Consider the following 24,956-nt stretch of genomic DNA (forward strand, 5'->3'; position numbering starts at 1 on the left):
TGGAGAAAGATGCATGACGAGCGAGATGCGGGAATCGCCGCTTCCGAATGCGTCGAATCGAGTAGCACTGCGATGTGACGACAGCACGCGCCAACGCGCACTTCACGCACCGCTTCGCAGGTTCCCCATCGATCCAGGCCATATGCGAATGCGATGCGGCTCACGGCGACGGGATGGTCCGATGCCTTCACATCGATGTGGCAAACGCATGCGATTCGACGGCAACATGCAATCGGTGTCACTCGTGCATGTGCCGCATCGATACGGCGTATTCGGCCACGCGTACGGCCGCGGCCGCAGTAGGCAGATTCCGCCAGGCAACCGAACACCGCGTTTGGTCTCGCGTGCCCGTGCTGTCGCATATGAGCGGCGTCGCGCGCATCACTTACCGCTTCAACGAGCGTTTATGTGAGCGCTATGCCGGCGATGAGGGCCGCGACACCGATCGGCAGCGCGAACACGGCCGAGAGCGCCATTCTCTTCAATACGCGAGCGCGCGCCACTTCACGCGAACCACGGGCCCGCCGCGGCCGAAACTCGAGCAGCAGCATCGCACGTCCATGTCGGGCACCGGCCCACAGGCCAGATGTCACGCTGAACACGAGGTAGACCAGAATCCACACGAAGCAGATTCTCGAGAAGATCAGGAGAGCGACGTTCATATCCGCAATGCCAAGTTATCGGTGAAGTCGCGCAGCTCAACCGATGCGCGATTCGCTACTGCTAGCGTACATTGCGGTGCAACATGCCGCACATGACATTCTTCCCCTCGATTCCGCCATTGACGATCGCGTTTGACGTAGATGAAGGTTAGTGAGCGCGCCAGCCGTTTTTTGCGCGGTCGTGCGTGAATGCCGTGCTACGCGACGGACGCGTCGAGCGCAGCGCACGGTGCCGTCGGGTTCGGCAAGAGTGAGGTTCTGGAGATTGGCGCTTGCTGCATCGCCGCCTTCGATAGAGGCGGCACGCATCATCGCGTGGCGTCGGCGAGTCGAGCGGCGGCAAAGACATGCGCCGCACCTGCAGCTCGACCCGTGCTGAATAAAAAGACCTGCGCGCGCGACGCGCGCAGGTGAAGTTCCGAGGAGGTTCCGGGGTGAACGCGTCTCCTCGAAAGGCCAGACCAAAGACTAGCGCCGAAACGATCGTTCGGAATCGAGATGGCGGCTGCCGCCACGATCATGGCCGAATGCAATTGTGTCGATGCGCGCCGCACGCTCGACGCCAACGACATCGCGATAACGCGCCGATTTGCGAGCGCCAATTGGCGGAATGCTTCGAGGTTTTGACCGACGAGCGCGATCATGCCGGGCAATGATGATGAACACCGTCGGCGACAACTCCGCGGCATTGTGGGTCTACGAAATCGGCACACCGATTCACAGACCGACGCAAACGCCATCGCGATCCGACGCCGGCACATTCCCACAAACTTCATGGAGCCTCTCCGCCATGTTGCCGCTCGATACCTTCTTGCGCATCGTCGACGCAACGCCGCTCGTTGCGATCGACCTGATCATCTCGAACGAGGACGGCGCATACCTGCTCGGCCATCGCACCAACCGTCCCGCTCAGGGCTTCTGGTTCGTGCCTGGCGGACGCATTCACAAGAACGAACGCCTCGACGATGCATTTCGACGGATTGCGCGCGATGAACTCGGATGCAGCGATCTCGAGCGCGCCGACGCGGAGCTGGTCGGCATCTACGATCATCTCTATGAAGACAACTTCGGCGGTGCACCGGACATCACGACACATTACGTCGTGATGGGATACAAGCTGCGCGGCAATCTGAACCTCGTATCGCTTCCGAACGCGCAGCACACCGCGTACCGATGGGCGACTGCCGACGAGATTGCCGCCGACCGGTCGATCCATCCGAACACGCAGGCCTACTTCGCGCCCGCGCGCTGAACACCGCCCCGAGCCACGCGTGCGCACATTCCCGAATCGGCCAGCAAGACGCCGGCCATCACACCCACGGCGAATGCGACGCTGCGTTTCAGCGGCGGAACGTGCCGTTGCGCCATTCGACGCCGTCCGCGGACGCGATCATGCGGTCCCGAGCGGCCGCGCGATACTCGGTCGGCGACATCGACAGATGCTGTCGGAACAGCTTCGCGAGACGGTCTCCGCTGCCGAGACCGACACGGCGCGCGACCTTGTCGGCCGGCAAGTCGGTTTCGACCAGCATGCAGCATGCCTTCTCGAGCCGCACTCGCAGCACGAACTCGGTGGGCGTCACGCCGATCTCGTTCTTGAAGCGCCGCAGAAAATTCCGCTCGCTCATCGCCGCCGCCTGAGCGGCATTGGCGATCGAGATGCGATTTGCGCTGTTCGCGCGCAGATGAAGCGCGGCAGCACGAATCAATTCGCTGGCGCGCGCCTCCTGCGCGCCGAACAACACGCTCGCGAACTTGCGGCTCGCGCCCGGCATCATGCAGGCGACGATTTCCTGCGCGATCTCGTAGCCGGCATCGCGCACGACGATCGACAACGCAGCGGCGAACATGCCCTCGTCGCCATCGCTGCTCTGCTCGGCTTCGCCCGGATTGCACACCGCCAACGACGCCTGCAGCGCGGGCGGCACGGTCTCGGGAGTCTTCTGGTTCAACCGGATCGCGCTCAGCATTTCGACGCCGGCGCCGTCCCCCTTGACCACGCGCGCACGCTGATGCGCATGATGCAGCCAGCCGATGAACGGCTCGTCGAGCCCGTTCACCCGCCCCTGCCCGCCCAGCACGAACATCGCTTGCACGCTGCTCGTATCGAGCGGACGCGGCGCGTCGGTCCAGATCTGCACGCCCGACGACGAGCGCACGGCGCCGCCATGACTCGAGTGAAGCCGCAATTCATAACGGTCCTCAAACGACGCATTGACGCGCTCGAGCCGATTGGCGAGTTCGAATACTGCAGCCAGCCTGCCCATTTGCATAATGGAAAAACCGTCGAGCAACAGAATGATTACGCTGTCACGTCGACGACCGATAGTTCGACCCCGATCCCCGCTCACTCGCGACCCCGTTGTAATTACATTCGGCACTGTCAGCATCATCTCGGCCCTTTAACAATTTTTTGCATTTTCTGCAGCGCATCATATGCGGCAAATACGCCGCCGTTCCGTCAGTGTCCGATCTCGCCTCATTGTTGACGGAATCAATCAAGACGGCGATCCGTTACCAATTATTTGTTGGTAATCAAGAAAATCAATCACGCCGACCGCCGCGGAATTGACCTCCCTTGATCCAGGTCATTGCCTTAATATTTTTGCAATGTATCGCGCCGCTGTATGGAATGCGTGCATTGCGGGCGTTGTTCGTGTGCCGTTGCGGCTGCGGGGCCCAAATGGATATGGCGCGGCGGCGCCGATGGTATCGCGAGTTCACGTCATTGAAGCGGTGCTCGGCATTAGCAGCCGCAACGGATCTCACGAGCCATTCACCGGTGATCAAACGTATCTACCGGCAGTACATCGCAGGGCAATATGCCTGTCGATTTTAACGTTTGCGCAGAATGTGGAATCCAGCACAATTGGTTCTAGAACACTTATTCGCCGGCCGTCGCATGTCGTCCTGGCAACGCTTTAATATCCAGTAACACGCCGTAATTAAAAGTGACAGCGGGAACTCGCGCTTTTTGCGGGTTGCCCGCCGTGACAAGCAGATCGTGTCCGACACGCAAGTGGGCACCGTCGCGCAGTGGTCCGGGGCCGCACACGCCCGCCGACTGCCTGCGGAATGTGTCAGGCGCGTGACGAGCAACGCGCCCTGCAACGCCACCGGACTCCGCCAGGCCCCAACGCCACCGCAGCTCGCGCCGTATGCGAACGAGACGGAACAATCCGTACCGGATCACCGATAGTTAGAACAACGGATGTTGCACGATTGCCAGCGCCACGCACATTCGATGTCGAGCGCCATACCTCACCGCGCGATTTCGGCAAATAGCCCGGATCGCTGTCGGATAAGACATGGGCCGTATCGCTCGTTGCATGCCTCGCCGAATCGGATCCGGATTCGCGCTACTCATGTCAATTCGCCAACGCGAGAGTTTCGCGATGTTGACGAACGATCGCTTTCTCGGCGCCTGTATTGCACACCATCACGCCGATCTTGCCTACGTGACTGCATAAATTTATTGGCACGCCCGCGGGTGGCCGGAGTGCACCGTACGGCGAATCAGTTTCCATCACATGGTGACAATTCAAGCGCATAAAGAACGCGGCTTCAATCCGACAGGACACCATCAACATACTGCACGACGAGAAAGCATCGCACAACCGTTCCATAAGATTCAGCTCGCGCAGCGGCAATAATCCCGCACAGTATTTCTGTTTATCAATCGATGCTAAAAATGGTTTGAAACTCTCAGCACTCGGCGTCGGCGGTGAGCTTTGAACACCGCATGGAAAGCGAAAACGATCGATCTACCGTCACACACGAAACTAAGAATCCCATAATAATCCGCCAAATTTCACCGTCCGATCTAGACAAGACTTTGTCCGAATACACCTTATTAGATCCATTGCCTTCTCGAAAATCTATCAAATAAAGCGGCGCCCAGTATCGTAATCCGCCCGATATCGATCAATATCATCGCAAATCACCCTCGCCCCCACATGTCCGGGACATACCGATCCCCGTTTCTTTTCCACGACACATCGCACCCCTGAATTTCCGCACAAAAATATCTCGATGTACGCTGCACTGCACTATTCGAACGCAAACACGCACACAAAGCGGAGAGACCATGAAACAAGCAACTTTTCCGATCCTGACGATCGCGTCGTTGATGGTGGCCGGTGCAGCGCACGCGCAGACGAGCGTCACGCTGTACGGCACGATCGACACCTCGTTGACGTACGTGAATCACGCCGACGGCAGCAAGAATCTCTGGGCGCTCGGCAACAGCAGCGCGGGCAACCTGTCGGGCAGCCGCTGGGGTCTGAAGGGCTCGGAGGACCTCGGTGGCGGCCTCTCGGCGATCTTCCAGCTCGAGAACGGCTTCAATCCGAGCACCGGCGGTCTCGGCCAGGGCAGCCGCATGTTCGGCCGTCAGGCCTACGTCGGCGTCGCCAGCAATCAGTACGGTTCGCTCACGCTCGGCCGCCAGTACGATCCGCTGATCGATCTCGTCCAGCCGATCACTGCCGACAACTACTTCGGCAGCGCGTTCGCGACCGCCGGCGACGTCGACAACTACGACAACAGCTTCCGCGTCGACAACGCGATCAAGTACACGTCGCCGGTGTTCGCCGGCCTCCAGTTCGCGGCGATGTATTCGCTGGGCGGTGTCGCGGGCAGCACCGGCTCGAAGCAGTCTTATTCGGCAGGCGTGTCGTACACCAACGGTCCGCTGAGTCTCGCCGGCGGATACTTCTACGCGGCGAACGCGAACCCGTCCGCGGGCACGCGCACGACATGGTCGAGCACGTCGGACGGCACGTTCGACGGCGCGATCAACACGGGTTATCAGAGCGCGCATTCGATCGGCATCGCGCGCGTGGCGGGCCAGTACGTGTTCGGCGCATTCACGGTGGGGGCCGGCTACAGCAATTCGCAGTACCGACGCGACGGCGCCTCGGTGTTCGCGAGCAACGAGCACTACAACACCGCGCAAGGATTCCTGAACTATCAGGCGTCGCCGGCGCTGCTGGTCGGCGTGGGCTACAGCTTCACGAAGTCGGGCGGCGACACCGCGGCGAACTATCACCAGGCATCGCTCGGCGCCGACTACAACCTGTCGAAACGTACGGACGTCTACATGACGGCCGCGTATCAGCATGCCAGCGGCACGACCGCCGACGGAGCCGGCGGCTCGATGGCGGCAGAGGCTTCGATCGGGTCATACGGCTACAACGGCACGAAGTCCCAGACCATGGTCAATCTGGGACTCCGTCACCGGTTCTGATCGCCGTCGCGGGCAGCCGGCCGCGTCGGCGCCCGCAGTCTCACTGCGCGTGCAGCGATATCTCGACGCGCCGGTTGCGCGCGCGCCCTTCTTGCATATCGTTCGACGCGACCGGGTTCGCTGGCCCGTGCGCCGCGGCCGCGAACGCGTCGGCCTGCAGTCCATGCTCGCGCAAGTACGCCGCGACGGCGTCGGCGCGACGCTTCGACAACGCCTGGTTGTGCGCGGCCGAGCCCGTCGAGTCGGTATAGCCGTCCACGCCCACGCGCGCGAAATGCATGTCGCGATGCTAGTTCAGCAACGCGCCGAGCGCGGCGCGTGCGGCCGGCGTCAGAACGGCCGAGTCGGTTGCGAAATAGGCGTCTCCGGTCAGCGTGACCTTCTCGGCCGGGGCCGGTGCAGTACGGCGTCGTCGAATCGACCACGCGCACGGGTTCGCTGCCGCACATGCGCGTCGCGACCTTCATGCAGGTCTTCTCGCTCGACAGGAAGCCGTGGCAATCGACACGGAACGTCTTGATGCCGTCCCGCGACTGCCGTTCATAGGCGTTGAACGTAGGCCCCGACGCGTTTCACGTAGAGCTCCGTAAATGCGAGGGGCACGGCGCAGGCGGCGCGATGGCGCGGCCGCATGCGCGTGCGATGGTGTTCGGGGTGCGACGCGGCACGCGTCGGCCGTGCGTGCCGGCGCATGCCGCTGCGACGCTCATTTCCACTGATACAGCATGCCCGCGCCGACCACGCGCTGGCTGCCGGCAAAACCGACGTTGACCGTCGCCTTCAGGTTCTCCGTGATGCGCGCCTGCACGCCGACTGCCATGGCTTTCCGGCCCTGGAACGTCGCCGTGCCGCCCCCCCATCGCGAAGCTCGAATCGCGGTCCATGTGCGGAATCGACGCCATCCCGGCCGTCGCGGCGATCCCTCGCGCGCCATCGAATCGGTCTGCTGGATCGGCCGCTGCATCTGCGTGAGCTGGTTGTTCACCGTGTTCAGCGATTGCGTGAACTGGTTCGATACGGCATTCAGCTGATTCACGTTCACCGCGTCGGTGCCTTGCGTACCGGCCGCGACGTTCACCACCTGCCGCGCCGAATCCGCCGAGCCGACCGCGACGACGTTCGAGCGGCCGCCGTCGTTGCTGCCCGCGCCGAGCGCCGTCGAGTCGTTGCCCGACGCCGTCGAACTGTTGCCGACCGCCGTGCTGTTCGAGCCGGACGCAACCGAGCCCGAGCAACCGGCCGACGAATTCGAACCGCTCGCCCCCGGGCGGCACGTTGCCGCCGGCCGGATTCGACGTGTAGGAGCCGTGCGCGCTGGCGCTGTCGATCGCGATCAGCACGATCTTGTGCGGCGACGGCCGCAGCAGCAGTAGCCGCTGCACGATGTCGAAGAACAGGAGATCGGCGCGGCGCAGCACGCTGGACGCGCTCAGCGACACGCACACCAGCAGCACGAACGCGCCCATCACGATGCATTCGCGGATGAAGCCGGCGGGCAAGTGTGCGTCGTCGCCGCGCATCAGAGGCGGCTCGTCATGCATGCGCGTGGCGCAGCGGCAGCTCACTCGCACTCGAGTCCGACCGGCGTCAGCCGGGCCGGCGACACCGGCTCGGCGGGCTGACGCAACGCCGCCGCGCCGCCGTGAGCGCGCTACGACGACACCGCTTCGAGGCGATAGCCGTGCGTATAGACGACACTGAGCCGCACGCCGTTTCCGGGCAGCGCTCGAGCTTCTGCCGCAGCCGGTAGATGTGCGTATCGAGCGTGCGCGACTCCGGATCGAGCTCGCGCCCCCACGTGCTCATGCAGACCAGCTTGCGCGACAGCAGCTTGCCGACGTTGTTGAAGAACAGTTCGGCGAGATCGAATTCCTTCGGCGTCAGCTTGATCGGCGCACCGCGCAGCGTGATCGTGCGCTCGCGCGGATCGAGCAGGTAGTCGCCGGCTGCGATCGCGCCGCAGCGGTCGGTAGCGCGCCGAGCGCATCAGCAACGCGTTCACGCGGCTGGCGAGTTCGGCGACGCGAAACGGCTTCGCGATGTAGTCGTTCGCGCCCGCATCCATCGCGAGCACGATCTCGTCTTCCAGCGTCTTGCTCGTCACGAACAGCACGGCGGGCGAGGCGCCCAGCGTGCGGCGGATCCAGTACAGCACTTCGAAGCCGCTCATGCCCGGCAGCAGCCAGTCCAGGATCACGAGGTCGAACGGCTCGGCGCGCAGCAGCCGCTGCGCCTCCTGGCCGTCGGCCGCTTCGATCACCTCATGACCGAGCGGCTCCACTACCCGCGCGGCGCGCCTTCGCATGAACGGGATCATCTTCGACTATCAACACACGCATCAGCGGTCATCCTCGTCATCGGCGGACGAGCGACCTGGCCGTCGTCGCTTCGCCGCGGGCACGACATCGTATGGGATACGTATGGGATACGAACGAATCATGCGCGTACGGTGCAGAGCCAAACAGCGCGCGCGTCCGCGCCCACGCTCATGGCGGTTCGCATTCGTCGCGCTACCTCGCGCGACCGGTAGGTACGGCGCGAATGGTCCAGCAGGCCCGTTATGGGCGTTCCACGGGGCTCTCAGCATCGGGATGCTCATGGTTGCAGTGCCTTCATCGGGCTGCATGTGTTTCGGTGGTACCGGATGGAATCGGCCGCGTCGCGCAGCCGGTTTCTCGGCAAACGTTTGCGTCCGGAACACTCACGAGCAATTTTTTTCCGATCCGAACGATCCGCCGACGCTGTAGTCGTTGGCGAGCCAAAAGCCGGGCGGATTTTCGCATGAGGGTAATGGTTGTCATGTGACGACAGATGTTTGAGCGCAACAGCCATACATGCTCAGCCGGCGTGCTTCGCGGACGCCCTCGCGCCTCATTGGATCGCCGCAGCCGAAGGCGGCGATCATGCGATGGCACGCCGCCGGCCCGCGTCATCACACCGATGCGCGTGCAACGCCGGATTCCGCCGGACGACGCCATTAAGTCGCCGAACGAACGCATGCCGACCGGCGCCACGGGTCGGTTCGCGCCAGCGACGTCGCGACACCCACCGCTGAGCCGACGCACGCGCCGCGTGCTCGCGAACACCGACAGCCACGACCGGTTCGATCTGTCCCGCACATCGATCCGCCGAGTTCGCCATGTTCATTTCCTTTCATGCCGCGCGACTCACGAAACGTCGCGCGCGACCGGCGATCGACGCAAGTTCACTCACCCATTTTTCATTCCGGCATCCCACTATTTTCCGGTTTTTCCACAACATTCAGTGATTGACCGCATGACCACGACATCACATTTATCAACTGACTTTATTTAACTATTTCTGTCTTTCTGCTGTGTCAAACTCTCGTCCGGTTCCGCGTCCTTTCTTTCGTTTTCCGCGTCAGTGCGTTCGAAGGATAGGCGGCTCGCAACGGCCCTCGTGCCTACGGTCGTCGCAGCCTAGGAATCCCAGATTCTGGGAACATAAGTACGCGATGTCACATCGAGCGCCGAGCGCAACAAAGCGCCGCTTCGACCGTTGAATTTCGCGTGGAATACCAGTTGATTGGCCAAACCGGTTCCACTGCTTCGGGCCTAGTTTGCAGGCATTCGAACTCGCAAACCTTTGCCCGAGCGGACTAAATGTTTCCCCGGCCGGACGATATTTACATTCATACAATCGCGCATCGCGACGGATGCCGAGTGTGAACGCTTTTTTACGCCCAATAAATACGATGCCCGCTCACGGAGACGATAAAACGATGAATTCGATCTGCAATGCGTACGGAGTCCCGCACGACAAAATCCGCTTCAATCCATCGTTCGGGCCAATTCGATTTCCATTCGCCGGATTCGGAAATAACGACCGGTATTCAGCGGACGTGGCGGCACGGTTTTTGTCGATCCGTTCGCGATTGCTCCGCGCAGCGCCGCGCGTGCCGTGCGCTGTCAATCAAGTCCACACGGATCGCACGGAATCGTTACCGCGGCGCGCGCCCTCGACCTATAATTTTTCGCAATAATCGCGCACATAGATGCATCGAGCCAGCCCAGGCCAACCCTCTCCAACGCGCTCGCAACCATGCCATCCCGTTCGTCCAGTCCGGCGTCGCTCCGCGCCACGCCTGAGCTCGTCGGCGCACATATTCTCGTCGTCGACGATCGCCCGAACGACCTGCGGCTCCTGACCGAGATCCTGCGCTCAGCGCGGTGCCGGATCAGCGTCGCGTTCGACGGCCTGCAGGCGTATCACCGCGCGCAGGCGATCGTGCCCGACCTGATCCTGATGGACGTCCGGATGCCGCGCATGGACGGCTTCGCCGCGTGCCGGCTGCTGGCGTCGACGCCCGACACGCAGAACATTCCGGTCATCATCCTGACGGCCGCCGGCGATCTCGACGATCGCATCGCGGGCCTCGAGACGGGCGCGCTCGACTACATCGTGAAGCCGTTCGAGCCGGCCGAGGTGATCGCCCGAATCCGCAATCACCTGAAACGCGCGCGGCGCAGCCAGCCGTTCGCGCATCTGCCCGAGCTGCCCGATCACCCGGACACCGCGCTGGTGCGCGCGGCCAGCGACATCCTGCTGCGCGAACTGCGCAACCCGCCGACGCTGGACGAACTCGCGCGGCAGGTCGGCACCCATGAGAAGCGGCTGTCGCGCGTGTTCCGCGATCATCTCGGGCAGACCGTATTCGAATATCTGCGCGACACGCGGCTGCGCGCGGCGCAGCACTTCCTCGCCGCGACGTCGATGGGCATCGGCGACATCGCCGAGGAGATCGGCTTTTCGACGCCCGGCAACTTCGCGACGGCGTTCCGCGAACGCTTCGGCGTCACGCCGTCCGACTGGCGCCGCCAGCGCCCGACGGTCGATGCGCAGCCGCCGTCGCATGACCATGCGTAGGCGCGGCGCGTCGGCCGCGTATGCGTTCGGGCTGCTCGTGCGGCTCGTGCTGGCGCTGCTCGCCGCATACGCCGCGCCCGCGGCCGCGGCCGACGACAACCCCGCGCAGCTCGAGGCAGTCTCGTTGCTCGAGGATCCGGGCGCGGCGCTGTCGGCGAGCGAGGTCGCGACGCGGGTGGCCGAGCGTCAACGTCGCGCTGCCGCGCCGGCGCGGCCGTCGTTCAACATCGAATTCTCCCGTTCCGCGTGGTGGGTCGGCGCAACGCTCGTGAACCGCGCGGCGACCCGCCAGCCGATAGTGCTGGCGATACGCGACGCGCGCGTCGATCGCGCCGACTTCTATGTCGAACACGGCGGCCAATGGACGCTCGCCGGCCGCTTCCCGGCCCGCGACGGCAGCCTGGGCGAACCGGTGTCGCGATATCCGGTGCTCGCCGCGACACTGGACGCCGGCGAACGGCTGCCGGTGCTGGTGCGCGTCACGTCGCGCAAGGAACTGAAGCTCGCACCGAGCGCATTCACGCGCGACGCGTGGCATGCGTACGAGCTGCGCGCGGCGATGTGGAACTTCGGCTTTCTCGGCGGGCTGCTCGCGCTCATGTGGTGCGCGCTGCTGATCGGCTTCTTCTCGCGCAGCGGCACGTTCGCGGTGCTCGCGCTGCTGGCGCTCGGCACGGCGCTGTTCGAAGCGACCTATCGCGGCTACACCGCGCTGTACCTGTGGCCCGGTGCGTACGAATGGTCGGCGCGCGCGGAAATGGTGTCCGTGTATCTGTCGCTCGCATGCTTCATCGCGTTCATTCTGCTGATCGCCGATCGCGAAAAGACCGGCATGCCGATGCGCGCGGCGTACCTGGTGTTCCTCGCATTCGAATGCGTCGGGATGGCCGGCGCCGCGTGCGGCGATCTGCTGACGTTCACGTGGCTCAGCCTGCGGGTGAACGCGGCGCTCGCGGTGATGAACATCAGCCTCGCGCTGATCCTCGCGTTCCGCCGCACGCCGACCGCGCGCGTGATGCTGATCGCGATCTCGTTCGCTGGATTCAACATGCTGATCCGCGTGCTCGACGCGCGCGGCGCGATTCCCGGTTGGCTGCCGTGGCTCCGATCCGACATCTATCCGAACCCGGTGATCGCGATCATCGGCCTCGCCACGCACCTGCTCGTGCTCGCCGCGTGGATCAACCACGTGGGCCGTCAGCGCACCGAAGCGCGCAAGCGCCTCGAGCACTGGCAACTCACCGAACAGGACCGCCTGCGCGACGAGGTCGCGAAGCGCACGGTCGCCCTCAACGACGCGCTGCAGGAAGTCAAGACGCACATGCAGCAGAAGATCGAGACGCTCGGCTACGTCAGCCACGACCTGCGCGCGCCGCTGTCGACCATCCACGGCTACGCGAAGCTGCTGCTGCAAACCGCGACGCCCGGCCAGGCGCGCCTGATCCGCTCGATCGACCGCAGCATCCGCTACCAGCTCACGCTGATCGACGAATTGCTGCAGTACACGCGCGCCGAGCTGCAGCCGCTCGGCATTGCGCCGGACGCGACCGACCTGCCCGGCCTGCTCGACGACATCGGCGACTACGCGCTCGCGCTGTGTGCGCAGCAGAACAACCGCTTCGACTACCGGCCGCTGACGCCGTTGCCGCGCAAGCTGACGATCGACGGCATCCGGCTGCAGCAGGTGCTGCTCAACCTGCTGTCGAATGCGTCGAAGTTCACGCGCGACGGCACGGTCACGCTGTCGGTCGGCGCGTACCGGCAAGCGGGCGCATGGCGGCTGGTGTTCGAAGTCGCCGACACGGGCATCGGCATCGAGCTCGACCAGACGACCGACATCTTCCGCGCGTATCGGCAGGTGCAGGCCGTGAACGGCGGGACCGGCCTCGGCTTGTTCATCGCGCAGCGGATCGTCGGCGCGATGAACGGCGAGCTGGCCGTATCGAGCCAGCCGGGCATGGGCACGTCGTTCACGTTTCAGATCGTCGCGCCGGCGCTCGGGCATGCGTTGATCCCGGCGTCCGCGCTCGCGCGCACCGTGCAGCCAGCGGAACAGATCGACCTGCTCGCCGATGCGCGCGGGATGCGCTGTCCGCCCGACGATGCACTCGATGAACTGATCGTGCTGGCCGGCGAGGGCCGCCTCACCGATATCGAGGAATGGCTTGGACAGCATGCGCCCGCGCCGCGACATGCCGCGTTCGTGCATGCCGTGCGGGAGCGGCTCGACACGCTCGACCTGCAAGCGATCGAACGCCTGGCCGCAGCGCTGAAGCATACGGGCATCGTGGATGCACCGAGTGCGCCGTCGCTCGACGCGGAGCCGGATCTGGCCGGGCCCGCCTGATCGCGGTATGCGCGCAGGCCGTCGTCGGGCGGTGTGCGGTGCGAGGCCAGCGCGCCACGCATGCACCCCGCGCCGCCGCATGGCCCGCACCGTCCTCACGCTACAACCGCGGCATCGTCGACACCAGCGCCGCGTCGTCGCCCGGCGCAGCGGCCGCGGGCCGAGCGGTTTCCCGCGTCGCGCGCTTCGGATCGAGCCCGCTGCCGCCGGTGCGGCGCCGTGCGGCGTGCCGCTCGATGACCCGCTGCAGCAGACAGAACACGCACAGCAGCGCACCGATCACGATGCGCGTCCACCACGAGCTCAGCGTGCCGTCGAACGTAATGAGCACCTGAATCGTGCCGAGAATCCCGACGCCGAACACCGAGCCGATCACGTAGCCCACGCCGCCCGTGAGCAGCGTGCCGCCGATCACGGTCGCGGCGATCGCGTCGAGCTCCATTCCCTGTGCCTGCAGCCCGTAACCGGACAGCACGTACAGCGTGAACACCACGCCGCCGAGCGCCGAGCAGAAGCCGCTCAACGCATACACGCCGACTTTCGTGCGCGCGACCGGCAGCCCCATCAGCAACGCCGAGCGCTCGTTGCCGCCGATCGCGTAGACGTTGCGGCCGAAGCGCGTGAAATGCGCGACGTAGATCGCGCCGGCCAGCGTCGCGAGCGCGATCAGCGCACCGGCGCTGAGCATGCCGCCGCCGAGCGGCACGCTGATGCCCGCGAGCGCATGGAACGTCGGCTCGTTGATCGTGATCGATTGCGTCGTGATCAGGAAGCACGCGCCGCGCGCGAGGAACATCCCGGCCAGCGTGACGATGAACGGCTGCAGCCGGAAGTAGTGGATCAGCGCGCCCATCGCCGCGCCGTACAGCGCGCCGAACAGCAGCACGATCGGCACGATCGCCCACACCGGCCAATGCAGCCGCTCGGCGCCGACGGCGCACAGGATGGTTGTCAGCGCAACGACGGAGCCGACCGACAGGTCGATGCCGCCCGACACGATCACGAAGGTCATCCCGATCGCGACGATCAGCAGGAACGCGTTGTCGACCAGCAGCCCGGTCAGCACCTGCATCGAGAAGAAGCCCGTATACATCACGGACCCGAAACCGAACAGCGCCGCGAACAGCGCGATCGTCACGACGATCGGCAGCGTGCGCGGGTCGGTGAGCCGTGCGAGGAATCGGTTCATCGCGGCGTCGCTCCGGTGGTGGCGCGCAGCGCGCGCGTCGCGTGGCGCAGCGCCAGCGCGCGCGCCGCGTCCGACTGGATCAGCGTGACGACGATCACGACGATCGCCTTGACGACGAGCGTCGCCTCGGGCGGCACGCCGATCGAATAGGTCGTGTAGGTCAGCGTCTGGATGATCAGCGCGCCGAGCACGGAGCCCGCGAGGCTGAAACGGCCACCGAGCAGCGACGTGCCGCCGAGCGTCACCGCGAGGATCGCGTCGAGCTCGAGCAGCAGCCCCGCGTTGTTGCCGTCGGCGCTGCGCACGTTCGAGCTGGCGAGGATGCCGGCAAGCGCCGACAGCACGCCGGAACACAGATAGACGCCGAACACGACGGCCCCCGCGCGCAGCCCGACGAGCCGCGTCGCGACCGGGTTCACGCCGATCGCGCGGATGAACAGGCCGAGCGCCGTGCGGTTGACCAGCAATGCGATCGCCGCGATCGTCGCGATCGCGATCCACACCGAGCACGGCACGGCCGCGAGATAGCCGCCGCCGAGCGCCAGGTAGCCGGGCGCGCCGATCGGAATGATCTGTCCGCCCGTGAGCAGCTGCGCGATCCCGCGCCCCGCGACCATCAGGATCAGCGTCGCGATGATCGGCTGCATCCCGACGAACGCGACCAGCACGCCGTTCCATGCGCCCGCCAGCAGCCCGACGCCGAGCGCCGCGGCGAGCGCGACGCCGACGCGCGACGGGTCGCCGTCGAGCACGATCGCAGCCGCCGCGCCGGCGATCGCGACGATCGCGCCGACCGAGATGTCGATGCCGCGCGTCGCGATCACGAGCGTCATCCCGAGCGACACGATCACGAGCGGCGCCGCGCGATTCAGGATGTCGATCGGCGCGCCGAACAGATGGCCGTCGAGCAGCGAGATCGACAGGAAGCCCGGCCGGTGCGCGACGTCCAGCGCGAACAGCAGCGCGAGCGTCAGCACCGGCCACGCGAGCGAATGACGAAACAGCGAACGCAGCCGCGTCATGAGCGGCCTCCCGCGATCAATTGGTACACCTGCTCCTCCGAGGCATCGCTGCCGGTCAGTTCGGCGACCTTGCGGCGGTCGCGCAGCACCGCGATCCGGTGACTCACGCGCACCACTTCGCTGATCTCCGACGAAATGAACAGAATCGCGAGCCCCTGCGCGCACAGCGCGAGCACGCGCTCCATGATGTCGAATTTCGCGGCGACGTCGATGCCGCGCGTCGGCTCGTCGAGAATCAACAGCTTCGGCTCCGTCGCGAGCCAGCGCGCGAGCAGCACCTTCTGCTGGTTGCCGCCCGACAGCAGCCCGATCGGCTGCTCGGCGTCGCGCGCCTTGATGCCGAGCCGCTCGATGTAACGGTCCGCGAGCTCGCGCTGGCGCGCCCGCCCGATCAGCCGCCACCAGCCGCGCCGCGCCTGCAGCGCGAGCACGATGTTCTCGCGAATCGACAGCGCGGCGACGATGCCCTCCTTCTTGCGGTCCTCGGGGCAATACGCGATGCCGTTGCGCACCGCGTCGTGCGGCGACGCGAGCCGCGCGCGCCGGCCGTCGATCTCGATTGCGCCGGTGTCGGTGCGCTCCGCGGCGAACGCCAGCCGCGCGGTCTCCGTGCGCCCCGAGCCGAGCAGCCCGGCCAGCCCGACGATTTCGCCGGGCCGCACGTCGAGATCGAGCGGGCTCATCATCCCGCGCCGGCCGGCGCGCTGCATCGACAGAAACGGCGCGCTCGCGCCGGCATCGCGCTGCACGGCCGCCGCGCCCGCCTGCAGCGTGCCGGACACCGGCTCGCGGCCGGTCATCTTCGCGACCAGCAGGTCGACCGGCAGCTCGCGCGCGAGGTACTCGCCTTCGCGCTCGCCGTTGCGCATCACGGTGATGCGGTCGGAAACCGCGTAGGTCTGTTCGAGAAAGTGCGTGACGAACAGGATCGCGATCCCCGACGCCTTCAGCCGGCGCAGCACGTCGAACAGCCGCGCGACCTCGCCGTCGTCGAGGCTCGAGGTCGGCTCGTCGAGGATCAGCACGCGCGCGTCGACCGACACCGCGCGCGCGATCGCGACCATCTGCTGCACGGCGATCGGATACGCGTCGAGCGAGCGCGTGACGTCGAGCGACAGGTCGAGCTCGGCGAGCGCGTCGCGCGCACGCGCATGGATCGCCTTCCAGTCGATCGCGCCGCGCCGCATCGGCTGCCGGCCCGCGAAGATGTTCTCCGCGACCGACAGGTTCGCGCACAGGTTGACCTCCTGGTACAGCGTCTGGATGCCGGCCGCCTCGGCCTCGCGCGGCGCCGCGAAGTTCACCGGCGCGCCGCCGACGCGAATCTCGCCCGCATCGTGCGCATGCACGCCGGTCAGCACGTTGATCAGCGTCGACTTGCCCGCGCCGTTCTGGCCCATCAGCGCATGGATCTCGCCCGGAAACAGCCGGAAGTTCACGCGCTGCAGCGCGTTGACGCCCGGAAACGCCTTGTCGATGCCGATCATCTCGACCACCGGCGGATTCGTCATGGATCGCCCTCGATTCGTTGAAGTGGCCGGACGGCGGCGCGACGGCCACCGTCCGCGCCGCAAGCGACGCTCAGTACTTGCGGGTCGGCAACACCTGCGCGGCGACGTTCATCGGGAACACGGTCTCGTTCGTGACGATCCGCTTCGGCAGCTGCTTGCCGGCCACCACGTCCTTCACCGCGGTCATCAGCTGCGGGCCGAGCAGCGGGCTGCATTCGACGTCGACGTTGATCTTGCCCGCGACCATCGCCTGGAAGCCGCCCTTGGTCGCGTCGAACGACACGACGCTCACGTCCTTGCCGGGCTTGATGCCGGCCTCCTCCATCGCCTGGATCGCGCCGAGCGCCATGTCGTCGTTGTGCGCGTAGACGACGTTGATCTGCTTGCCGTAGGTCTTGGCGAACGCTTCCATCACCTGCTTGCCGCCGGCGAGCGTGAAGTCGCCGCTTTGCGACGCGATCACCTTGAACTTCGGATTGTTCTTGATCACCTCGAGCAGGCCCGCGCGGCGGTCGTTGGCCGGCGCCGAGCCGACCGTGCCCTGCAGCTCGACGATGTTGATCGGGCCGGCGTCGTTCTTGTAGCGCTCTTCGAGCCAGTGGCCCGCGCGCCGCCCTTCCTCGAGGAAGTCGGAACCGATCATCGTCACGTACAGCGACGGGTCCTTCACGTCGACGCCGCGATCGGTCAGGATCACCGGAATATGCGCCGCCTTCGCTTCGGTCAGCACCGGCTCCCAGCCCGACTCGACGACCGGCGAGAACGCGATGACGTCCACCTTCTGCGCGATGAACGAGCGGATCGCGCGGATCTGGTTCTCCTGCTTTTGCTGCGCGTCCGAGAATTTCAGGTTGATGCCGGCCTCCTTCGCCGCACTCTTCACCGACACGGTGTTCGCCGTGCGCCACGCGCTCTCCGCGCCCACCTGCGAAAACCCGAGCGTGATCTGCTTTTGCTGCGCGTAGGCGCCGGTGGTCAGCAGCGTCGCCGCCGCGACGATCGCGCCGGTCGCCAGCTTCCTGATGAATGTCATGGTCCGTCTCCGATGATGTCGTTGTATGCCGCGGCGCCGGCGTGGCGCGGTGCCGCGCTGCGCTGTTGTGGTTCTGCGTCGCGCGGGCGCGGTGCGGGGCCACGCGAGCCGGAGCTTGCGGCCGGCCCGGAATAGACGCCCCGCATCAGTCTAGGAACAAGTCCGATAACCTGCCAATGAAATCTTGGATTGAAGCGATACAACTATCGGCATACGTATAAACACTGATCCGCGGCGCGCGCCACCGCGAGCCGTGCCGCAGGCCGTGCAATCGGCCCTGGAGCGGCGCCGGCGACGCGGCGCACGCAACTTGCTCCGGCGCTCAGGCTCGTTCAAGACAAGGAGAACCGCGATGCGTGCCGGACGCGAACCGAAATCGCAGCGCGCGGCCCCCGGCCGCCGCCTGCCGCGCTGCAGCATGACGAAGCGCCCGTCCCGCTCGAACGGCGGCGCGCGGGTGGACGCCGCGCTGCGCCACGTCGACGACCGGCATCCCGGCTATACGCGCCGGCGCGTGCGCAACGGCTTCGCGTATTACGGACAGGACGGCCAGCGCATCCGCGACCCCGACGAAATCGCGCGCATCAACGCGCTGGCGATTCCGCCCGCGTACACCGACGTGTGGATCTGCATGGACCGGCGCGGCCATCTGCAGGCCACGGGCCGCGACGCGCGCGGGCGCAAGCAGTACCGCTATCACCCGCTGTGGCGCGAGACGCGCGACGCGAACAAGTACGCGCGGATGGCCGCCTTCGCGGCTGCGCTGCCGCGGATCCGCGCGCGTGTCGCGCGCGACCTCGCGCTGCCGGGAATGCCGCGCGACAAGATCGTCGCGACCATCGTCCGCCTGCTCGACACCACGCTGGCGCGGATCGGCAACACCGAATACGCACGCGAGAACGCGTCGTTCGGGCTGACGACGCTGCGCAAGCGCCACGTGACGATCCGGCCCGGACAGGTGCGGCTGCGCTTCACCGGCAAGAGCGGCATCGAGCACGACGTGACGGTGCAGGACCCGCGCGTGGGCCGCATCGTGCGACGCTGCGCGGAGCTGCCGGGGCACGAGCTGTTCCAGTATCTGGACGACGACGGCGCGCGCCATTCGGTCGGCTCGTCCGACGTGAACGACTACCTGCGCGAAGCGGCGGGCGCGGAGTTCACCGCGAAGGACTACCGGACCTGGGCCGGCAGCGTGCAGGCGCTGGCGCTGCTCAGGCGCATCCCGCACGAGAGCGTCACGCAGGCGCGCAAGCAGATCGTCGAGACGGTGCGGACCGTCGCCGGCATCCTGCGCAACACGCCGGCCGTGTGCCGGCGTTGCTACATCCATCCGGTGGTGCTCGACACGTTCGAGGCCGGCCTGCTCGACACGTTCGAGGTGACGCGCAAGCCGCGAGGGCTGCGCGCGGACGAAGCGGCGTTCGTCGCATTGCTCGAGCAGGCCGAGCGCCGCTCGGCCCGGCCGCAGAAAAAATGACGCGGGAAGTGACGCGGGCCGCGCCGGCCCGCGGTCGGCGTTACAGCCCGAGCGAATTCGCCGTGCTGCGAAACACCAGCGGACGCTCGTCCTGCCGCTGCTCGCGGCGGGCGAACTGCACGGCCTGTTCGACCCGGCCGTGATGGGCCGATTTCGAGCACACCGGATCGGCCTCGGCCGGATCGCCGGCCAGCATGTACGCCTGGCAGCGGCACCCGCCATGATCGACATGCCGCTCGTCGCAGGTGCGGCACGGCTCGCGCATCCAGCCGTCGCCGCGAAACGCGTTGAACGCGTCGCTGTCGTACCAGATCTCCTTCAGCGACTGCTCGCGCACGTTCGGCAGCGTGAGGCCGGGCAGCGAGCGCGCCGCATGGCACGGCAGCGCGGCGCCGTCGGGTGCGACGCCGAGGAACACCGAGCCCCAGCCGTTCATGCACGCCTTCGGCCGCTGCTCGAAGTAGTCGGGCACGACGAACAGGATCTTGCAGCGCTCGCCCACCAGCTTGCGGTAGCGGTTGACCGTTTCCTCCGCGTCGCGCAACTGCTCGGCGGTCGGCATCAGCTGGTCGCGGTTGAGCATCGCCCAGCCGTAGTACTGCGTATTGGCGAGCTCGAGAAAATCCGCGCCGAGATCGAGCGCCATCTCGATGATCTGCCCCACGTGCGGCAGGTTGTATCGATGCAGCACGCAGTTCAGCACCATCGGGTAGCCGTGCTGCTTGATGAGCCGCCCGACGCCGCGCTTCAGGTCGAAGGTGCGCGTGCTGGTGAGAAAGTCGTTCAGCTCGCGCGTCGAATCCTGCAGCGACAGCTGGATATGATCGAGGCCGGCCGCCTTGAGCCGCTCGATGCGCGTCGCGTTCAGGCCCACGCCCGACGTGATCAGGTTGGTGTAGAAGCCGAGCGAGCGCGCATGCCCGACCAGTTCTTCCAGATCGTCGCGCTGCAGCGGCTCGCCGCCGGAAAAGCCGATCTGCGCGGCGCCGAGCGCGCGCGCGTCGCTGATCACCGTGCGCCACGCGTCGGTGTCGAGCTCCGCGCCGTGCGTCGCGAAATCGACCGGGTTGTAGCAGAACGCGCAATGCAGCGGGCAGCGGTACGTGAGCTCCGCAAGCAGCCACAGCGGCGCCGACGGCCGGTTCTGATCGGGGGTCGTGTCCATGTCAGTCGAGCCAGCCGCGCAGCCGCGCATGATCGAGGAAGCGGTAGACGTCCGACGCAAGATCCGACGTGCTGAACAGCTGCTCGAGTTCGCCGATGATGTCGTCGAGCTCGCGCGTGCCGTCGCAGCGCACGAGGATCTCGCCGGCACTCGGGTTGAGCCGGACCATCCCTTCCGGATACAGGAGCACGTATGCGTCCTGGGCCGCCTCCCACTGCAGGCGGTACATGCCCCTCAGCGAGGGGCGCAGCGGCACGCCGCTGACGGCTTCGTTCGAGTTCATGCGGGATATGCCTTTTCGATCGCATCGAGAATCTGCCACAGGACATCCAGCTTGAACGACAGGATGTCGAGCGCGCGCCGTTGCGCGTCAGGTGTCGTGAAATGGCTCAGCGTCACCGCGAGCCCGTGCTTGACGTCGCGCTGCGCGAGCGGCACGCGGCTGCGGAAATACTGCAGGCCGTCGGCCTCGATCCACGGGTAGTGCGACGGCCAGCCGGCCAGCCGGTCGAGGTGGATCTGCGGCGCGAACATCTCGGTCAGCGACGAGCACACGGCTTCCTGCCACGGCGCGCGACGCGCGAAGTTGACGTACGCATCGACCGCGAAGCGCACGCCCGGCAGCACGTGCTCGAGCGACCACAGCTGCGCGCGCTCGATGCCGACCGCCTCGCCGAGCCGCGCCCACGCCTCGATGCCGCCTTCGCTCTCGCCGTGCCCGTCGTGGTCGAGAATCCGCTCGACCCACAGGCGGCGCGTCTCGCGGTCGGGGCAGTTCGACAGGATCGCCGCGTCCTTCAGCGGAATGCTGATCTGATAGTAGAAGCGGTTCGCGACCCAGCCGCGAATCTGCTCGCGCGAGCATTCGCCGGCATTCATCCGCCGGTTGAACGGATGATGAATGTGATAGCGCGATTCGAGCGCGCGCAGGCGCGCCTCGAACTCCTGCGCGCTCCAGGGCGTCGCGTGCAGCGCCGCGGCGGGAATCGGTGCGTTCATGTCAAACCTCGAATTGCATGCCGTCGTGGGCGACCTCGATGCCGTGCTCGCGCAGCTGCGCACGCTCGGGCGAACCGGGGTCGAGAATCGGATTCGTGTTGTTGATGTGGGTGAGGACCTTGCGCGTGCTCGCGGGCAACACCCCGAGCCGCTCGATCATCCCCGGGTGCGCGGCATCGCCGCGCTGCGCGAGATGCCCCATGTCGGCCGCGTGCTTCGACGACAGGCCGAGGTCGATCATCTCCGTCCCGGTCCAGAAGGTGCCGTCCACCAGCACCAGCTCGGCGTCGCGCATCGCGGCGCGCACGCCGTCGTCGACGTCGGCGAGTCCCGGCGCGTAGAACGCCTGGCGGCCGGTGGCCGTGTCCTGAATCAGCAATGCGATGTTGTCGCCCGGCACGCTGGCTGCGCGATGCGGCGAGTAAGGCGGCGGCTTGCTGTCGACCGGCAGCGCGGTGAAGCGAAGGCCGGGCGCGCCGGCGATCGCGAACGGCTCGCGCAGTGCGATCGGGTTCACGTCGACGCCGCAGTAGTGGCCGAGCAGCGGGACGAGCGGCAGCCCGGTCGACAGGTCCTCGAGCACCGGCGCGCTCGCGTAGAGCGGCAGCGGCGAGGTACGCTCGCGCAGCATCAGCAGGCCCGTCACGTGATCGATCTGCGCATCGCACAGCATCACGGCCGCGATCGCGCTGTCGCGGATCTGCCGTGCCGGTTGCAGGTCGGGATCGGCGCGCAGCTGCGTGAGGATGTCCGGCGACGCGTTCACCAGCACCCAGTCGACGCCGTTGCCGCTGACCGCGATCGACGACTGCGTGCGCGGCACGATTCCGCTACTGCCGGTGCGGGCGCGACGGCAGTTGCTGCAGTTGCAGTTCCATTGCGGCAACCCGCCGCCGGCGCCCGAGCCGAGTATCTTGATCTTCATCTGCGTGTGCTCCGGGTGCTGCCCGCATCGGGTTCGCCGACGCGGGCGGCACTGCGTGCGTCGATCAGCGGTTGGCGATGTACATCGTGATTTCGAAGCCGAAGCGCAGGTCGGTATAAGCCGGGGTGGTCCACTGCATGATGTGTCTCCTTGTTGAGTTGGTGAATCGAACAACCGCATCGATCGAGCGGCCGTTACCAGTTCAGCAAGGAGCGTGCCGGGGCGGCAGGCGCGCGGCGCGGCGGCGTGCGCGGGCCTGCGCGGACGTGCGATAGCCGCCGCATCGTGATGACGCCGTCATTCTTACGATATGCCAACGCAACTCTTTCGGAATCCGTCGGGCGACACGCTCGGGTGTGCCCGATGGGCGTTGCAGGTGTTGAATCCTTGAACACCGGGTGTTGCAACATGACACACCGGTGTGACACTCGCGGCGGCGTCAGCGCGTTTCGGGCTCCGTCGCGTCCTGGGCGGCGGCCGGCATCTTCCGGTAGATGGTGTTGCGCGACACGCCGAGCGCGCGCGCCGCGGCCGATACGTTGCCGCCGTGACGGGCGAGCGCGGCCGCGATCGCGGACGCGGCCACGTCCTGCAGCCGCGCATCGCTGGCGGCCGCCGCGGCGGCCAGCGGCGCGGGCTCCGCCGCGAGCGACGCCACGTCGTGGCCGTTGGCGGCCGGTGTCGGCTCGCGCCGCACGTCGTCGAAGAAATCGTCCGGCAAATGCTCGCGGCGAATTTCGCCGTCTTCGTCGACCATCGCGGCGGCGGTGCGCAGCAGGTTCGCGAGCTGCCGGAAGTTGCCCGGCCAACCGCAGCGCTCGAACAGCGCCATCACGTCGGGCGCGACGCTCAACGGGCGGCGGCCTGGGCCCGACAGCGTCTCCCGCTGCAGCATCTTCTGCACGACCACCGCGAGGTCGGTGCGATCGCGCAGCGGCGGCAGGCGCACGACCAGGCCGTTGAGCCGGTAGTACAGGTCTTCGCGGAAGCGGTTCTGCGCGATCATCTCGCGCAGGTCGCGGTGGGTCGCGCAGATGATCGCGATGTCCACGCCGATCGCCTTGGTCGAGCCGAGCGGGTTGACGATGCGCTCCTGCAGCACGCGCAGCAGCCGCACCTGCAGCGGATACGGCATGTCGCCGATCTCGTCGAGAAACAGCGTGCCGCCGTTGGCCTGCAGCAGCTTGCCGGTCGCGCCCTTGCGCCGCGCGCCGGTGAACGCGCCTTCCTCATAGCCGAACAGCTCGGATTCGATCAGCGTCTCCGGGATCGACGCGCAGTTCACCGCGACGAACGGACCGTCGCGGCGCGGCGAGTCGTTGTGGATCGCCTGCGCGAGCAGTTCCTTGCCGGTGCCCGTCTCGCCGGTGATCAGCACCGGGATGTCCTTGCCGATCACCTTGCGGACCTTCGCGATCACGGCCGCGACCTGCGGATCGCCGGTGTCGAGGTAGCTGAGCCGCGACAGGCTCGCCGCGTTCTGCGCAGCGGTCGGCCGCGCGGCCTGCGCCGTGCCGCCGTCGTGCACTTCTGCCGGGCGGCTGCCCTCGGCCCGCGATGCGCGCCGGAACTGCACGCGCGCGCAGACCACCGCGCCGTTGCCCAGATTCAGCGACACGTGCGGCTCGGTGCTGGCCCGCATCCGGTCGATCAACTGCGCGCTCGTCACGTCGAACAGCGACGCGAGCGTATGCGCGCGCAGCGCCGCGAGCGGCATTCCGAGCTGGAATTGCGCACTGCGGTTGGCCGACAGGAAGCGGCCGTCGGCGGTGAACGCGACGATCCCCTCCATCAGCGTGCCGAGGAATTCGGGGCGGCCGTGGAACGACACCTGCAGCGTTTCCTGGAAGGTCGTCGTGAACAGATGGTTCTCGATCATCTGCACCGACATCTTCGCGAGCGCCATCGTGTGCTGGTGATAGCTGCGATGGTCGCCCGTCACGTCGAGCACGCCGATCGCGTCGCCGTACGGATCGAGAATCGGCACGCTCGAGCAGGTGAGGAAATGGTTCGCGGCGAGAAAGTGCTGGTCGCCGTGCACGACCATCGGACACAGCTCGGCGAGTGCGGTGCCGATCGCGTTGGTGCCCTGCCGGTTCTCGGCCCAGTTCGCGCCGGGGCGCAGCGCGACGCGCTCCGCGCGCCGCAGGAAATCGTCGTCGCCGATCGAATGCAGGATCAGGCCCTCCGCATCGGTCAGCACGATCATGCTCTGCGTGTTGACGATCTGCTCGTGCAGCGTCTCCATCACGGGCATCGCGTGGACGCACAGCACGCGGTTCTGCTCGCGCTTCAGCGCCAGCGCGGTGCCGGACAGCAGGTCGTAGTCGGGGCGTGTCGACGCCTGCAGACCGAACGTTTCGGACCGCTCATGGGACTTCTGGATCGTCGGCGTCGGCCAGCCGGGCACTTGCGGTGCCCGAGCGCCGGCCGTCGGATAAACGTCATCGCGCATTGTCTCCTCCGGGGATCCTTCCGGTCGATGCCGGAC

At 66.5% G+C, this 24,956-nt stretch carries 19 protein-coding genes and 3 pseudogenes; 5 read left to right on the top strand and 17 right to left on the bottom strand.

What is annotated here, in order from left to right:
• Positions 1-404: 404 nt before the first annotated feature.
• Positions 405-662, bottom strand: a complete 258-nt coding sequence (locus EX20_RS21030) for a hypothetical protein (protein WP_011880586.1) — start codon at positions 660-662, stop codon at positions 405-407.
• 308 nt (positions 663-970) lie between these two features.
• Positions 971-1,306, bottom strand: coding sequence for a hypothetical protein (locus EX20_RS32065; protein ID WP_124260117.1), 336 nt, complete (start codon positions 1,304-1,306; stop codon positions 971-973).
• Between the two features lie 146 nt (positions 1,307-1,452).
• Here EX20_RS32065 and EX20_RS21035 point away from each other — a divergent pair, with 146 nt between their 5' ends.
• On the top strand, positions 1,453-1,914 hold the full coding sequence (locus EX20_RS21035; RefSeq protein WP_011880588.1) for a GDP-mannose mannosyl hydrolase: 462 nt from the start codon (positions 1,453-1,455) through the stop codon (positions 1,912-1,914).
• 88 nt (positions 1,915-2,002) lie between these two features.
• Here the strand turns inward: EX20_RS21035 and EX20_RS21040 are convergent, their stop codons facing one another.
• Positions 2,003-3,055: a GlxA family transcriptional regulator gene (locus EX20_RS21040; protein WP_011880589.1), complete on the bottom strand. Its 1,053-nt coding sequence runs from the start codon at positions 3,053-3,055 to the stop codon at positions 2,003-2,005.
• 1,694 nt (positions 3,056-4,749) lie between these two features.
• Here EX20_RS21040 and EX20_RS21045 point away from each other — a divergent pair.
• The gene (locus tag EX20_RS21045; RefSeq protein ID WP_011880592.1) at positions 4,750-5,910 is read left to right on the top strand and encodes a porin; all 1,161 of its coding nucleotides are present in this window, start codon (positions 4,750-4,752) and stop codon (positions 5,908-5,910) included.
• A gap of 40 nt (positions 5,911-5,950) precedes the next feature.
• Here the strand turns inward: EX20_RS21045 and EX20_RS32945 are convergent.
• From EX20_RS32945 to EX20_RS32965, 4 genes and pseudogenes are all read right to left on the bottom strand, one after another.
• Positions 5,951-6,482: pseudogene (locus EX20_RS32945) on the bottom strand (OmpA family protein); the annotation flags it as partial.
• Positions 6,483-6,616: 134 nt separating this feature from the next.
• Positions 6,617-7,433 (bottom strand): annotated as a pseudogene (locus EX20_RS33285) (YadA-like family protein).
• A 64-nt stretch (positions 7,434-7,497) separates the two neighbouring features.
• Positions 7,498-7,863 carry a winged helix-turn-helix domain-containing protein gene (locus EX20_RS32960; protein WP_309486126.1) on the bottom strand — a complete coding sequence of 122 codons (366 nt, stop codon included), beginning with the start codon at positions 7,861-7,863 and terminating at the stop codon, positions 7,498-7,500.
• A gap of 106 nt (positions 7,864-7,969) precedes the next feature.
• A pseudogene (locus EX20_RS32965) lies at positions 7,970-8,227 on the bottom strand (response regulator); the annotation flags it as partial.
• Positions 8,228-9,972: 1,745 nt separating this feature from the next.
• Between EX20_RS32965 and EX20_RS21070 the strand changes: the two are divergent.
• Both EX20_RS21070 and EX20_RS21075 read left to right on the top strand, forming a co-directional pair.
• Entirely contained in the window at positions 9,973-10,797 is an 825-nt protein-coding gene (locus EX20_RS21070; RefSeq protein ID WP_011880598.1) for a response regulator transcription factor, read from the top strand.
• Positions 10,790-13,144: a sensor histidine kinase gene (locus EX20_RS21075; RefSeq protein WP_034194606.1), complete on the top strand. Its 2,355-nt coding sequence runs from the start codon at positions 10,790-10,792 to the stop codon at positions 13,142-13,144. Before EX20_RS21070 ends, EX20_RS21075 begins: the two co-directional genes overlap by 8 nt.
• Positions 13,145-13,244: 100 nt before the next feature.
• Here the strand turns inward: EX20_RS21075 and yjfF are convergent, their stop codons facing one another.
• The 4 genes from yjfF to EX20_RS21095 form a co-directional block, all read right to left on the bottom strand.
• Positions 13,245-14,333: a galactofuranose ABC transporter, permease protein YjfF gene (gene yjfF / locus EX20_RS21080; RefSeq protein WP_011880600.1), complete on the bottom strand. Its 1,089-nt coding sequence runs from the start codon at positions 14,331-14,333 to the stop codon at positions 13,245-13,247.
• Positions 14,330-15,355: an ABC transporter permease gene (locus tag EX20_RS21085; RefSeq protein ID WP_034194607.1), complete on the bottom strand. Its 1,026-nt coding sequence runs from the start codon at positions 15,353-15,355 to the stop codon at positions 14,330-14,332. Before EX20_RS21085 ends, yjfF begins: the two co-directional genes overlap by 4 nt.
• Positions 15,352-16,866 carry a sugar ABC transporter ATP-binding protein gene (locus tag EX20_RS21090; RefSeq protein WP_034194608.1) on the bottom strand — a complete coding sequence of 505 codons (1,515 nt, stop codon included), beginning with the start codon at positions 16,864-16,866 and terminating at the stop codon, positions 15,352-15,354. Before EX20_RS21090 ends, EX20_RS21085 begins: the two co-directional genes overlap by 4 nt.
• Before the next feature lie 70 nt (positions 16,867-16,936).
• Complete coding sequence (locus EX20_RS21095; protein WP_034194609.1) at positions 16,937-17,899, bottom strand: ABC transporter substrate-binding protein; 963 nt, start codon at positions 17,897-17,899, stop codon at positions 16,937-16,939.
• A 418-nt stretch (positions 17,900-18,317) separates the two neighbouring features.
• Between EX20_RS21095 and EX20_RS21100 the strand changes: the two genes are divergently transcribed.
• Positions 18,318-19,376, top strand: coding sequence for a DNA topoisomerase IB (locus EX20_RS21100; RefSeq protein ID WP_051974458.1), 1,059 nt, complete (start codon positions 18,318-18,320; stop codon positions 19,374-19,376).
• A gap of 40 nt (positions 19,377-19,416) precedes the next feature.
• Here the strand turns inward: EX20_RS21100 and pqqE are convergent, their stop codons facing one another.
• The 6 genes from pqqE to EX20_RS21125 all read right to left on the bottom strand — a co-directional run bounded on the left by pqqE (position 19,417) and on the right by EX20_RS21125 (position 24,920).
• Positions 19,417-20,541 (bottom strand): pyrroloquinoline quinone biosynthesis protein PqqE, encoded by a 1,125-nt coding sequence (gene pqqE / locus EX20_RS21105; RefSeq protein WP_014726238.1) that lies wholly within the window; start codon positions 20,539-20,541, stop codon positions 19,417-19,419.
• Position 20,542: 1 nt separating this feature from the next.
• Positions 20,543-20,824, bottom strand: coding sequence for a pyrroloquinoline quinone biosynthesis peptide chaperone PqqD (gene pqqD / locus EX20_RS21110; protein WP_011880606.1), 282 nt, complete (start codon positions 20,822-20,824; stop codon positions 20,543-20,545).
• Positions 20,821-21,540, bottom strand: coding sequence for a pyrroloquinoline-quinone synthase PqqC (gene pqqC / locus EX20_RS21115; protein WP_034194611.1), 720 nt, complete (start codon positions 21,538-21,540; stop codon positions 20,821-20,823). Before pqqC ends, pqqD begins: the two co-directional genes overlap by 4 nt.
• Position 21,541: 1 nt before the next feature.
• A complete protein-coding gene (gene pqqB, locus EX20_RS21120; protein WP_011880608.1) occupies positions 21,542-22,465 on the bottom strand; it encodes a pyrroloquinoline quinone biosynthesis protein PqqB in 924 nt (307 codons plus the stop codon).
• A 64-nt stretch (positions 22,466-22,529) separates the two neighbouring features.
• Positions 22,530-22,604 (bottom strand): pyrroloquinoline quinone precursor peptide PqqA, encoded by a 75-nt coding sequence (gene pqqA / locus EX20_RS31070; protein WP_006410019.1) that lies wholly within the window; start codon positions 22,602-22,604, stop codon positions 22,530-22,532.
• Positions 22,605-22,904: 300 nt separating this feature from the next.
• Positions 22,905-24,920: a sigma-54-dependent Fis family transcriptional regulator gene (locus EX20_RS21125; RefSeq protein WP_011880609.1), complete on the bottom strand. Its 2,016-nt coding sequence runs from the start codon at positions 24,918-24,920 to the stop codon at positions 22,905-22,907.
• Between the last annotated feature and the right edge of the window lie 36 nt (positions 24,921-24,956).

The organism is Burkholderia sp. WP42 (assembly GCF_000745665.1).
In the GTDB taxonomy this organism is placed as follows: domain Bacteria; phylum Pseudomonadota; class Gammaproteobacteria; order Burkholderiales; family Burkholderiaceae; genus Burkholderia; species Burkholderia vietnamiensis.